Here is a 12,230-nt window from a genome sequence, read left to right on the forward strand (position 1 = left end):
ATGCTGAATCCCCCAACTCCCGCACAAAAACGCGATCAAGAGACTCGCTGCGCTCGCTCATGCTGAATCCCCCAACTCCCGCACAAAAACGCGATCAAGAGACTCGCTGCGCTCGCTCATGCCGCAATCTCGAGCTCGGCAACGGTGGTGTACACGGCGGCGAGGCGTTCGGCGATTCGGGGCCACGCGTAGGAGGCGGCGGCCCGGTCGACGGCGGCCGCCGAGTACCCGTATCGCCGCACGTCGTCGGCGAGTAACCGGCGCAGGGCGGTGGCCAGGGCACGCGGATCGCGGGGCGGCACGAGGTCGCCGGTGATCCCGTCGACGACGGTGTCGGTGAGCCCGCCGACCTCGGTGGCCACGACCGGTACCCCGCAGGCCATCGCCTCCAGCGGCGTGAGCCCGAACGGCTCGTACCAGGGCGTGGCGGCCAGTACGTCGGCGGACCGGTACCAGGCGGGCATGTCCCGGGCGGGCACCGCGCCGACGAGGGTGACCCGGTCATCGACCCGGCAATGCCGGGCCAGGGCCCGCAACCGCCTGGCGTACGGGTCCGCGTCCAGTTCCGCCGCGGGCGGCCCGCCGACGACGACGAGTTCAGCGCCGGGCACCCCGTGCATCGCCCGGATGGTGTCCTCGATGCCTTTGCGTTCGACCAGGCGGGCCACGGTGAGGACACGGGCGAGCCCGGCCCGGCGAGCGACCACCGGACCGTGCGGACTGAACCGGCCGGTGTCGACCCCGGACGGCACGAGCGACATCCGCGACCGGGACACCCCGAGGCGCAGCAGCTCACCGATCTCGTCGCGGCACTGGACGACGATCCGGTCCGCGGACTGCCCGATGTGCCGTTCGAGGCCGATCCGCCGGGGCGGGCTGGTGTCGGCGCGACCCTGGTAGCGGCGCTTGACCGAACCGAGCGCGTGGAACGTCTGAACGACCGGGACGTGGCAGGCGTGCCCGGCGTCGAGGGCGGCCAGCCCGCTCATCCAGAAGTGCGCGTGCACCACGTCGGGCTTCCACGAGTCACGCCAGTCGGCGGCCGTCCACTCGGCGAACTCGCCCATGTACGGCAGCAGCTCGTCCTTGGGCAGCGCGACCGACGGGCCGGCCGGCACGTGCACGACGTCGACACCGTCGGCCATCGGCACCACCTCGGCCCGATCGGGATCGTCCCGCCGGGTGTAGACACGCACCTGATGGCCGTGCCCGGCGAGCGCGACCGCGAGGTCGGCGACGTGCGCGTTCTGCCCGCCCGCGTCGATGCCTCCGAGCGCCGCGAGCGGGCTGGCGTGTTCCGAGATCATCGCGATCCGCATGTCTCCTCCTCCAGCAGCCGGTCCCAGTCGGCGAGGAACCGGTCGAGGCCGTACCGGGCGGCCGCCACCTGCCGGGCCCGGGCGCCGAGGCGGGCCGCTTCGGCGGGTTCGTCGAGCAGCCAGTGGGCGGCCTCGACCAGGTCATCGACCCGGGTGGACAGGATTCCGGCGTCCGGCGGCACGGCGGCGACCGCTTCGGTGGTGGCCAGGGCGATCACCGGCATGCCCATCCGCATGGCCTCGATCAGGCTCAGCCCGAGCGACGTCCAGCGGCACAGGTGCAGGTAGGCGCGCCGCTGGGCGACGGCCTCGTGCATCTCGCGCTGTGGCAGGTCCTCGTAGGTGGTGACGCCGGACAGCCCGGACACGCCCATCCCGAAGACGTCCACCGACGGGAAGCGCCCGAACAGATCGGTTCCGGTCACGCGACCACGGCGGATCGGCTCGTTGGTGACGATCGCCAGCCGGTCCATCGCGCCGGTCCATGTGGTGGCCGGTTCGGGGACGCCGTGCTCGATCACCGTCGTCCGGGTGCCGCCGCAGTCCCAGAACAGCTCGTTGAAGTGGGTGACGTGCGCGATCACCACGTCGTCCCGGTCGGCGAGCGGATGCCTGCTGTTCGGCACGTCGCCCTTCGGGGTGTTGTGCTCCACGTAGATCGCCGGCACGTGCGGTGGGATCAGGTCGAGCTCCTCGGGTCGCTGGACGATCGCCACGTCGACGTCGCGGATCTGGTCGAGCGGCACCTCCTCGACCGTCCCGGGCCAGTCGAAGGTCCGGGCGCGGCCGCGTCCCCACTCGTCGCGGGTCTGGTTGACCGGCACCAGATAGCGGTGTTTTCCCTGGACGAAAGATGTCGTCCAGGAGCCGTGCACGTGCCAGATCAGGATGTTCACGCGGCCACCTCGTCGTGGTTCGGGTGCGGGACGGTGACGCCGAGCCGGCGTACCGCGATGCGGATGTCGTCCGGGGTGATGCCGGACAGGCAGGGGTGACCGGGAATCGGGCATCGGGTGGCCCGGGTGTCGCGGCAGGCCGCGGCCGCGTCGCCGAGCCGCACGGCCGGGACGCGGTAGGGACCCCACCGGTGGTAGGGAACGGTCGGGGCGTACAGGCTGATCACCGGCGTACCGACGGCCGCGGCCAGGTGCGCGGGCCCGGTGTTGGCGACGATCAGGCCGCGGGCTCCGGCGATCAACGCGGCGAGGTCGGGCAACGACATCGGCCCGGGATCGACGGCGACGTCACCGGCGACGTGGGCGGCCAGGTGCCGCTCCCCCGGACCGCCGGTCACCACGACACGATGGCCGTCGTCGGCGAGCGCGGCCACGATCCGGCGCAGGTTCTCCGGCGGGCAGGACCGGGCCGCGCAGCTCGCGCCGGGATGCACCACCAGGTAGTCGCCACGCGGCCGGGCCGGAACGGTCACCCGCAACCGTCCGTCGTCGGATTCGGGAAGAGCGAACCCGGCCGCTGCCGCGACGCTGCGGGCACGTTCCGCTTCCGGCAGATCATCTGGTACGCGATGACGCACGTCCAGCAACGAGCCGGGGTAGTCGTCGCTGATCGCGGTGATCCGGGTGATCCCGGCCATCCGCAGCAGCAGCGCCAGCGGCAGCGCCGACTGGTGGAACGACGTGAAGATCACCGCCTCGTCCGCCCCGGCCCGCCGCAGCCGCTCGGTGAGACCGTGCATGTCGGCGGCGTCGACCGGCCCGGGTTCGGGGTCGATCCACGGCAGCCGCCATTCGACGATCTCGTCGACGCCGGGCAGGAGTTCGGCCGCGGCCCGGCCACGCGGCCCGCAGAGCAGCACGACCCGGCCGGCACCGGCGGCGAGCGCGCGGATCGCCGGCCCGGTGACCAGGACGTCGCCCGCCGAGTCGGAGCGCACCGCCAGCACCGCACCGGGCGGCTCCGGCCGCCAAGCCGGTTTCAGCAGCTCCTGGCGTTGCAGCAGGAGATCGGCGGCGGCGGAGAGGTCGGCCGCCCGGTGCGGGGCGGCGGCGATCTCGGCGGGCCGGGTGACCGCGGTCGGCACCAGGATTCCGGTGGCCCCGGCGGCGAGCGCGGCCTCCATGTCGCGTCCGATGTCGCCGACGACGGCACACCGCCCGGGTTCGACGCCGAGGGCGGCCGCCGCGGCGAGCACCATTCCCGGCGCCGGTTTCCGGCAGTCGCAGCCGGCGGTGTCGTCGTGCGGGCAGACCTGCCACGTCTCGAACGGCCCGAGCAGTTCGTCGACACGCCGGTGCACGGCGGCCATCTGTGCGGCGGTGAACCGTCCCCGGGCCAGCCCGGACTGGTTGGTGACCACCCCGAGCCGCAGCCCGGCCGCCCGCAGCCGGTCGAGGGCCTCCTTGGCGCCGGGCATCGGCACGACCTTCGCGGGGTCACCGTTGTAGGGCACGTCCACGACGAGGGTCCCGTCCCGGTCGAAGAGCACCGCCCCGAACGGCCCGCTCACCGCTCCACCCCGGCCCGGTCGCCGCCGGAAACCCACCCGCGGGGCTCACCGTCCCCGAACGACTCGCCCGGGTCAGGGGCGCCGCCGGAAACCCGCCCGCACGGCCGACCGCCCCCGAACCGCTCGCTCCGGTCGGAGGCGGGCGGCGGTAGGGGCTGGGCGCCGCGCCAGCGGAACCAGCCGCGTAGCCAGTGGGTCACCGCCACCGGGGGGATCGCGATGCTGGTCAGGAGCATGGTGGTCACCTCGCGACGGTCGCGGGGTCCGGGGCGGATGCGGGCCGCCGCGAATTCGGCGGTGCCGGCCGCCCAGGCCGCGGTGGCCACGGCCGCGGCGACGGTCCAGCGGGGCCGGCCGGTGACCAGGCGGGCGGCGGTGCAGAGCGTCGCGGCGGCCAGGCCGGTGGTGATCATCGTGTGGCGGTGGCGGCGGCCCGGCGGGATGCCCAGGGTGGTGCGCCAGTGCGGCCCGTACAGACGGCGCAGCAGCGCATCATCCGCGTTGCCCCGTTGGAGCCTCAGGCTGACCCAGGGTGCCTCTGGCCGTACCGGATGAGTGGTTGTTCTCTGCCCGTGCCGCAGCTGCCAGCCGGCGCGCCGGACACGGTGAGCCAGTTCGGCGTCCTCGCGAAAGGCCCGCGGCAGGCGCTCGTCGAAGCCGCCGGTCGCGGCGAGCGCCGCCCGCCGGTAGGCCATGTCGGCGGTGATCCACTCGCCGTCGGCGAGGCCCGCGGTGACCCGCTCCCAGTCGGTCGCCCGGCGGCCCGCCGGGAGCGGCACCGTGATCCGGCCCTGCACGCCGCCGACCTCCGGGCCGGCCTCGCGCAGGTCACCGAGTAGCCGCCAGAACCAGCCGGGCTCGGGCCGGACGTCGTCGTCGAGGAACGCCACCCACTCGTGCCGGGCGGCGGACCATCCGGCGTTGCGGGCGGCGGCCGGTCCGGCCCGGCGACCGGCGACGATCCGGGCGGATTCGCCGACCTCGAGGGGGGTACGGACGTCCGGCCGATCGTCCACGATGATCAGCTCCATCCCGTCCGGGAGGGGGCCGAGCGCCCGCAGCAGGTCGGTGAGGCTCGGCCGGCCGATCGTGGGGACGACGATGCTGACCGTGGTCACCGCGTGCCGCCGCGGTGGACCACGAACGGGCCGATGGCCAGCAGGTCGACGGGCGCGGAGCCGAACAGTTCGAGGGCCTCGCGCGGGGTGTCGACCATCGGCCGGCCGGCCGTGTTGAGCGATGTGTTCACCACCACCGGCAGGCCGGTGAGCCGTTCGAACTCGGCGAGCATCGCGGCCACCAGCGGTTCGCCGTCGGTGTGGACGGTCTGCACCCGGGCGGTGCCGTCGACGTGGACGACCGCCGGGATCCGGTCCCGCCACTCCGGTTTCACCCGATGCACGAACAGCATGTACGGGCTCGGGTAGACACCGTCGAACAGGTCGTGGAAGCGTTCCGCGCGGACCATCGGCGCGATCGGGCGGAACTGTTCGCGGCCCTTGACGTCGTTCATCCGGGTCTGGGTGTCCCGGTCGCCGGGGTGCGCGAGCAGCGACCGGTGGCCGAGCGCTCGGGGCCCGTATTCGCTGCGCCCCTGGTACCAGGCGACGATCCCGTTGCCGGCCAGGACGGCGGCGGCCTCGGCGGCGATCGACTCCGGCCGGGTGTACGGGACCGCCGCGCGCCGCAGCTCGGCCTCCAACTCGTCGTCGCTCCAGCCACGACCGAGCGCCGCCGTGGTGAACGGCACGTGCTCCGCACCGAGCGCGAGCGCCGCGCCGAGGGCGGTGCCGGCGTCCCCGGCGGCGGGCTGCACCCACACCCGGTCGAACGGGCCCTCGGCGGCGATCCGCGCGTTCGCCACACAGTTCAGGGCGGTGCCGCCGGCCATGGTCAGAGTGGACAGTCCGCCCGACGCCTCGTACGTCCATCGGGCCAGGTCGAGCAGCACCTCCTCGAGCCGGGTCTGCACGCTGGACGCCAGGTCGGCGTGGGCCTCGGTCATCTCCCCGTCGGCGGCGCGGCCGGGGGCGAGGGCGGCCCAGTCGATCCGGCCGACGGTGAAACCGCCCTGCCCGTCGGCCCGCACCAGCTCACGCAACTCGCCGAGGAACCGGGGCTGCCCGTACGAGGCGAGGGCCATCACCTTGTATTCGTCGCTGGAGTGCAGGAATCCCAGGTGTCGGGTCAGGTCCTCGTAGAGCAGGCCGAGCGAGTGCGGCAGCTCCTGGCAGCGGAACGTCTCCAGCTTCCCGCCCCGGTAGGCCCCGGCCAGGTGGCTGGCCGACTCACCGCGTCCGTCCAGGACCAGAACCGCACTGTCCTCGGGCACGCTGAGCCCGGCCGACGCCGCGTGCGCCACGTGATGCGGCACGAACCGCACCTGGCCCGGGTCGAGGCCGGGTAGCGCGGTGGCCAGGAACTGCGGCGCCCGCCGGGCGTAGTCGACGCGCAGGTGGTCCCACGGGTCGCCGAGGTCCAGCTCGGAGGTGTCGCGGCAGAGCGCCGGGTCGAACGAGTAGGCGACCGCGTCCAGGTCACCGGGCCGCAGCCCGGCCTCGGCCAGGCACCAGGCGGCGGACAGCTCCGGCAGCTCCCAGGCGGAGAACGGAACCGGGCGCTTGCCGTGCTTGCGGCGGCTGAACCGTTCCTCCTCCGCGGCGGCGAGCACACGACCGTCGACGATCACCGCCGCCGATGGATCATGGAAGATCGCATTGATCCCGAGAACACGCATGGCGGGCCGGATACCCCGGCTTCTTGCAAGTACTCACTTGATCATCGACTTCTACACTTTCTCGTTCAGCCGTCCTGAGCTGCGGGTTTTCTTTCATCATTTGCAGGACAGCAAGGTTTTATTCGAGGCCGTGCGGGAAGTCCGGCGCCCATGTACGAGGCCGCTCAGCTCATCGACGGACGGTGGGCCTCCGGCACCGCCGGACGCACCCTGACCGTTATCGACCCCCGCGACGACAGCCCGGTCACCCGGCTTCCGGTCGCCTCCGATGAGGAGGTGGCCACCGCCGTCGACGCCGCCCGCCGGGCCGCACCCGGATGGGCCCGGACCGCCCCGGCCGCCCGCGCCGCCGCCCTGCACGCCGCCGCGAACACGATCGAGGCGGCCACCGCGGAACTCGCCGAGATCATGGCGGCCGAGATGGGCAAACCCGTCGACGGCGCGGCCGAGTCGATCGGTGCCGGCATCGGAACCCTGCGCCAGTACGCGGAACTCGGCCCCACTCACCGCGGGCGCACCCTGGCCGGCGACGACTCGGCGATCGACCTGATGGCGTACCGGCCGCGTGGTGCGGTCGCGGTGATCACCCCGTGGAACGATCCGGTCGCGGTGTCCTGCGGGCTGCTCGGGGCGGCCCTGGTCACCGGCAACACCGTCGTGCACAAGCCGAGCGAGCGCACCCCGGCCACCGGCCGCCGCCTCGCCGAACTGATCGCACCGCACCTGCCGGACGGGGTGCTCAACCTGCTGCAGGGCGACGGGCCGGTCGGCGCCGCGCTGGCCGGCTCCGAGGTGGACGTGGTCGCGCACGTCGGCTCGACCGCCACCGGCCGGGCGATCGCCGCCGCCTGCGCGCGGACCGGGGCGAAGGCACTGCTGGAGAACGGCGGTAGTGACCCGCTGATCGTCGACGCCGACGTCGATCCGGTGTGGGCGGCCGGACAGGCGGCACTCGGCGCGTTCGCCAACTCGGGACAGATCTGTGTCGCCGTCGAGCGCGTCTACGTGCACGAGTCCCTGGCCGGACCGTTCGTCGACGCCCTCGCGGTGCAGGCCGAGACCTGGGGCAAGCAGATCGGGCCGCTCGTCGACCGGCGGCTGCGGGAGGCGGTGCACGGTCAGGTGCGTGACGCGGTACGGGCCGGGGCGAACCCGGTCTGCGGTGGGTCGGTGCCGTCCGGGGCGGGCGCGTACTACCCGCCGACCGTGCTGTCCGGCTGCACCGACGACATGACGGTGATGCGGGAGGAGACGTTCGGGCCGGTCGCGCCGATCGCCGTGGTGCGGTCCTTCGAGGAGGCGCTGGCCCGGGCGGCCGATTCGCCGTACGGTCTGGCGGCCACGGTCCTGACCGGATCGATGAGCCACGCCCAGCGCGCGTGGCGGGAACTGCCGGTCGGCACCGTCAAGATCAATGCGGTGTTCGGCGGAGCGCCCGGTGGCGCGGCCCATCCGCGGCGCGGCAGTGGCCAGGGCTTCGGGTACGGGCCCGAACTCCTCGACGAACTGACCGTCACCACCGCCGTTCACCTGGAGGCCCCACCTTCCGGCTGGTAGCGCTCGGCCTTTACCCATCCGCTCCATTTAGAGAGCACTGCTCTTGACAGTGAGCGCCGTTCAGGTGTTCACTGGTCACAGAAGAGAGCAGTGCTCTCCCTAATCGAGGAGCGGACATGCGATACCTGGCCCCGAAGCGCAGCGCGAACATCTTCAACGACTTCGCCAAGTGGCTCACCGCTCACGGCATCAGCCTGATGGGCAGCCGGGTCGTCGCGATCCGCGGCCGGAAGTCCGGCGAGATCCGCACCACGGTCGTCAACCTGTTCGACTCCGACGGCGAGCGTTATCTACTCTCCCCGCGCGGCCACACCCAGTGGGTCCGCAACCTACGGGCCGCCGGCGAGGGTGAGCTGCGCCTCGGCCGCCGCTCCGAGCGGTTCACCCCGGTCGAGATCGCCGACGCCGACAAGCCCGAGCTGATCCGCCTCTACCTGCGCAAATGGGCGTGGGAGACGGGCGCTTTCTTCGACGGTCTGAAGGCCGACTCCCCCGAGGTGGACATCGCGGCGGCCGCGCCCGGCTTCCCGGTCTTCCGCATCGTCACCCGCTAGTCGGCGGCGGCACGGACGACCGCCGCCGTCCGCACCGGTCAGCCGCCCAGGCGGCCCAGGGCGGCCTCCACCGGACCGGGCAGGGTGCGGCGGTGGTGCAACGCCCACGGCAGAGCCCGGGCCGCGTCCCACACCGCGGTCGGTGACTCCCGGAACGTGGCCACCGCGGTGCGGGCGACCACCGAGGGCGGCCGGCGGAGCAGGGCGGTGAGCAGGCGGTTACGCGACTCGATGCGGTGCCGGGCGCCGTCGTCACGCCCGGCCGGGAGCGGGAAGTGCCGTACCACCAGGTCGTCTGCATAGCAGAGCCACCAACCGGCGGCGGTCATGTCCATGGCCAGGAGCGCCTCCTCGCCGTACACGAAAAGACGCGGCTCGAAACCACCTGCCTGGAGGAACGCCTCGTGCCGGACCACGACGGCGCAGGCGAGGAAACCCAGCACCGACGGACCGGGAGCGCCCGGCGGAACACCGAGGGGCGCGGCGGCCTGAGCCACCGAGATCGGATCCGGACGTCCGTCCGGGCCGATCAGTACCCGCGCGGTGAGCAGACCCAACCGGGGATGGGCGTCGAAGAGGGCGGCCGCCCGGGCCAACGAGCCCTCGGCCCAGTAGGAGTCGTCGTCGGCGAACGCGACATACGGGGTGCCGGCCCGCCGTACCCCCTCGTTGCGGGCGGCGGCGCCCCGGTTCTCGGCGAGCCGGACCACCTCGACCGAGGGAAAGGCCGCACTGATCGCTTCCGGACTGCCGTCGGTGGACGCGTTGTCGACCAGGATGACCGGCGCACGGTGCTCCGGCATGGTTTCGAACAGCCGCTCCCGCCGGTCGCGGGTGGCCACCACCACGGTGACCCGGTCGCTGTTCACCGGGTCAGCCGCGTGCGTAGTTCCTTGGCGAAGAAGTCGAAGAAGCCGTCCGGGTCGGGGCCGGTGTTCATCAGCACGATGTGGTCGAATCCGGCGTCGGTGTAGTCGTTGAACCGGGCCGCATACGGTTCCGGGTCGGGGCCGGCGGTCAGCAGACCACGGACGTCGTCCTCGGTCACCGTCGCCGACGCGGCCTCGAAGTTGACCGGGTTGGGCAGTTCGGCCATCACCTTCCAGCCGGTCACCGCCCAGCGGGTGGTCCGGTGCGCCTCGGTGATCGCCTCCGCCTCGGTCGGCGCCCAGGCCACCGGCATCTCCGCGTACTTCGGCCCCCGACCGCCGTGACCGGTGAAGGTGGTGACGAGATCGGCGCGCGGTTCGGTGGCGAACAGCCCACCGCCGTGGGTGGCGGCGAGTTCGGCGGCTGCCGTACCGCCCGCCGCGACGGCGATCACCGGGAGTGTCTCCGGCAGGTCGAAGACGCGGGCGTCCTCCAACTGCAGATACCTCCCCTGGTACGACTGGTAGCCGCCGGACCAGAGCAGGTTGATGATGTCGAGCGCCTCGCGAAGGCGTTCGTGCCGTTCCCGGACGCTGCCGAACCCCTGCCCGACCACGTGTTCGTTGAGCCGCTCCCCCGACCCGACACCGAGCGTGAACCGCCCGTCGGACAGGATCGCGAGCGTCGCCGCGGCCTGCGCGATGATCGCCGGGTGGTATCGGACGGTGGGGCAGGTGACGCCGGTGGCCAGCCCGATCCGGTCGGTCCGCGCGGCGATGGCGCTGAGCACGTTCCACGCGAACGGCGAGTGTCCCTGCACGTCGAGCCACGGATGGTAGTGGTCGCTGATCTCGACGAAGTCGAACCCGGCCTCCTCGGCACGGACGGCCTGCCGGACGAGTTCCTTCGGCCCGAACCCCTCGGCCGCGAGCTTGTATCCGATTCTCATGGTGCTGCCCGATTCCCTCGTAGGAACGGGACAAACGTGGCAGTCGGCGCTGCCACGTCTGTCCCGTGCTCGGTCAGGGGGTTGCCGCGTGCCGTACGTCCCGGGCGTCCGAACGCGCCGTCTCCTTCGTGGTCTGCGCCGCGTCACGGGCCGTCTCGCGCACCTGGCCGGCGGCTTCCTGAACGGTGCCGCCGATCTCCTCCTTGAGATCGCTCGCCACGTCCTTGACCTTGTCGGTGAGGTCACCGCTGTGGTCCTTGAGCTGCTGCCCGGCCCGGCGTTCGGCGTCGGTGACCGGCATCAGCGAGGCGGTGAGCAGGCCGACTCCGAAGGCGATGATGCCGGCCGCGACCGGATTGCCCCGGGTCTGCCGGGCGACCGCGTGCGGCGCCTCCTTCACCCGGTCGGCGGCGGCCGACGCCTTCTCCCCCGCGGTGTCGGTGAGGCCGGACGCCTTCTCACTGATCCGGTGCGCCTGCTCGTGCGCGGTGTGCCGGGTGTCCTCCGCAGTGCCCATCACGCTCTCCTTCACCGCGGTCCAGCGTCGCCGGGCGACCTGGCGCGGGCTCGTCTTCTCGGCCAGCAGGTCCACGTCGCGGGTGAGCGACGCCCTCGTCCTCTCGATGTCCTGCCTCAGCTGGTCGGGTTCTTCAGCCATCGGGCGTCCTCCTTCAGGGTTTCGGCGGTGCGGCGCGGCACCGGGTCGACGGTCTTCAACTTCTTGCGGCCGTTCACGAACAGGACTGCGCCGATCGCGCCCCAGACGATCGCGACGATCAGGGCCGCCCAGCCGGGGTCCATCACGTTGGAGAGGCCGAACACGACCGCGAAGCTGAGCAGCACCACGGCCAGATAGCCGGCGAATCCGGCGCCGCCGAGCATCCCGGCCGCCTTGCCGGCCTTGGTCGCCTCCTGCCGGATCTCGGCCTTGGCCAGCTCGACCTCCTGCCGGAACAACTGGGAGAGGTCGTCGCTGATGTTGCCGATGATCTCGCCGATCGAGGTCTGCTCGACGCGGTCGGCGGACTCGTTACGGTACGGCGTGGTCATGACCGGTACTCCGGGTCACCGGGTGCGACGACCGACGGCGTTCCGGTACCGGTGCCGCTGTACTGGGTGGTGGCCGGCGTGACATAGCCGGTGCCGGTGGAGGCGGGCACGTAGGCGAGGGTCTCGTCGGTCTCACTCGGGTAGCCGGTGGACGCGGCCGGGTAGCCGGTGGTGCCGGCCGAGGCCGCCGGGTAGCCGGCCGACTCGGTGTAGGTGTCGGTGCTGGGCTTGGCGGCGCCGGCATCCGGGTCCGCCTTGGCGACGCTCTTGCCGAGCCGGCCGACCACGAATCCGGCGGCCAGAGCCGTGGCCAGGAACGCGCCCGGGCGGCGGCGGGCGAAGTCCTCGACCTCGCGGAGCACCCCGTCGGGCCCGTTGCGGTCCAGGTAGTCGGCGAACTGGCGGCCACCTTCGGCGACCCGGGCGACCACCGCGGCGGCCGGCGAGTCGGATCGTTCGCCGCGCATCTCGTCGAGGTGGTCGGCGGTCTGCCGGATGCCGCCGACGAGACGGCTGTTCTGGGTACGGGCCTGCTCGCTCAGCTTGTCGCGGACCTCGGTGGCCACGTTGCGGGCCTGGGTGCGGGCTTCGGAGCCGACGCGCTGGGCCTGCTCCCGGGCGGTGCCGGTCACGTCGCTCACGGCCTCCCAGGCCGCCTGCCGTGCCGGTGATACGTCACTCATGGTAGTTCCTCCCGAACCGAGGGGAATGCGTACAGCCAGTGAGC

The 12,230-nt window shown here is 72.8% G+C and carries 12 protein-coding genes; 2 read left to right on the top strand and 10 right to left on the bottom strand.

The annotated features are described in order from the left end of the window. Positions 1-116 precede the first annotated feature (116 nt). The 5 genes from Q0Z83_RS27705 to Q0Z83_RS27725 are packed head-to-tail and all read right to left on the bottom strand — an operon-like array spanning position 117 to position 6,523. Complete coding sequence (locus tag Q0Z83_RS27705) at positions 117-1,319, bottom strand: glycosyltransferase (protein ID WP_317796935.1); 1,203 nt, start codon at positions 1,317-1,319, stop codon at positions 117-119. Beyond that, positions 1,304-2,215, bottom strand: a complete 912-nt coding sequence (locus Q0Z83_RS27710) for a glycosyltransferase (RefSeq protein WP_317796936.1) — start codon at positions 2,213-2,215, stop codon at positions 1,304-1,306. Before Q0Z83_RS27710 ends, Q0Z83_RS27705 begins: the two co-directional genes overlap by 16 nt. Then, the gene (locus Q0Z83_RS27715; protein ID WP_317796937.1) at positions 2,212-3,786 is read right to left on the bottom strand and encodes an HAD-IIIA family hydrolase; all 1,575 of its coding nucleotides are present in this window, start codon (positions 3,784-3,786) and stop codon (positions 2,212-2,214) included. Before Q0Z83_RS27715 ends, Q0Z83_RS27710 begins: the two co-directional genes overlap by 4 nt. Continuing rightward, positions 3,783-4,904, bottom strand: coding sequence for a glycosyltransferase family 2 protein (locus Q0Z83_RS27720; protein ID WP_317796938.1), 1,122 nt, complete (start codon positions 4,902-4,904; stop codon positions 3,783-3,785). Before Q0Z83_RS27720 ends, Q0Z83_RS27715 begins: the two co-directional genes overlap by 4 nt. Further along, positions 4,901-6,523, bottom strand: a complete 1,623-nt coding sequence (locus tag Q0Z83_RS27725) for a carbamoyltransferase family protein (protein ID WP_317796939.1) — start codon at positions 6,521-6,523, stop codon at positions 4,901-4,903. Before Q0Z83_RS27725 ends, Q0Z83_RS27720 begins: the two co-directional genes overlap by 4 nt. Positions 6,524-6,673: 150 nt before the next feature. Between Q0Z83_RS27725 and Q0Z83_RS27730 the strand changes: the two genes are divergently transcribed. Together Q0Z83_RS27730 and Q0Z83_RS27735 are read left to right on the top strand one after the other, a co-directional pair. Further along, positions 6,674-8,080 (top strand): aldehyde dehydrogenase family protein, encoded by a 1,407-nt coding sequence (locus Q0Z83_RS27730; RefSeq protein WP_317796940.1) that lies wholly within the window; start codon positions 6,674-6,676, stop codon positions 8,078-8,080. Between the two features lie 116 nt (positions 8,081-8,196). After that, a complete protein-coding gene (locus tag Q0Z83_RS27735; RefSeq protein WP_317796941.1) occupies positions 8,197-8,634 on the top strand; it encodes a nitroreductase family deazaflavin-dependent oxidoreductase in 438 nt (145 codons plus the stop codon). Between the two features lie 38 nt (positions 8,635-8,672). On the opposite strand, the gene Q0Z83_RS27740 is transcribed toward Q0Z83_RS27735, so the two are convergent. The 5 genes from Q0Z83_RS27740 to Q0Z83_RS27760 all read right to left on the bottom strand — a co-directional run bounded on the left by Q0Z83_RS27740 (position 8,673) and on the right by Q0Z83_RS27760 (position 12,186). After that, on the bottom strand, positions 8,673-9,503 hold the full coding sequence (locus Q0Z83_RS27740) for a glycosyltransferase family 2 protein (protein ID WP_317796942.1): 831 nt from the start codon (positions 9,501-9,503) through the stop codon (positions 8,673-8,675). Beyond that, entirely contained in the window at positions 9,500-10,453 is a 954-nt protein-coding gene (locus Q0Z83_RS27745) for a TIGR03557 family F420-dependent LLM class oxidoreductase (protein WP_317796943.1), read from the bottom strand. Before Q0Z83_RS27745 ends, Q0Z83_RS27740 begins: the two co-directional genes overlap by 4 nt. A 73-nt stretch (positions 10,454-10,526) precedes the next feature. Further along, on the bottom strand, positions 10,527-11,111 hold the full coding sequence (locus tag Q0Z83_RS27750; protein ID WP_317796944.1) for a DUF3618 domain-containing protein: 585 nt from the start codon (positions 11,109-11,111) through the stop codon (positions 10,527-10,529). Next, on the bottom strand, positions 11,087-11,503 hold the full coding sequence (locus Q0Z83_RS27755) for a phage holin family protein (RefSeq protein ID WP_317796945.1): 417 nt from the start codon (positions 11,501-11,503) through the stop codon (positions 11,087-11,089). Before Q0Z83_RS27755 ends, Q0Z83_RS27750 begins: the two co-directional genes overlap by 25 nt. Further along, entirely contained in the window at positions 11,500-12,186 is a 687-nt protein-coding gene (locus tag Q0Z83_RS27760) for a hypothetical protein (RefSeq protein ID WP_317796946.1), read from the bottom strand. The genes Q0Z83_RS27755 and Q0Z83_RS27760 overlap by 4 nt, the downstream gene beginning before the upstream one ends. Between the last annotated feature and the right edge of the window lie 44 nt (positions 12,187-12,230).

Origin of the sequence: Actinoplanes sichuanensis, from assembly GCF_033097365.1 — a bacterium.
Lineage (GTDB): Bacteria > Actinomycetota > Actinomycetes > Mycobacteriales > Micromonosporaceae > Actinoplanes > Actinoplanes sichuanensis.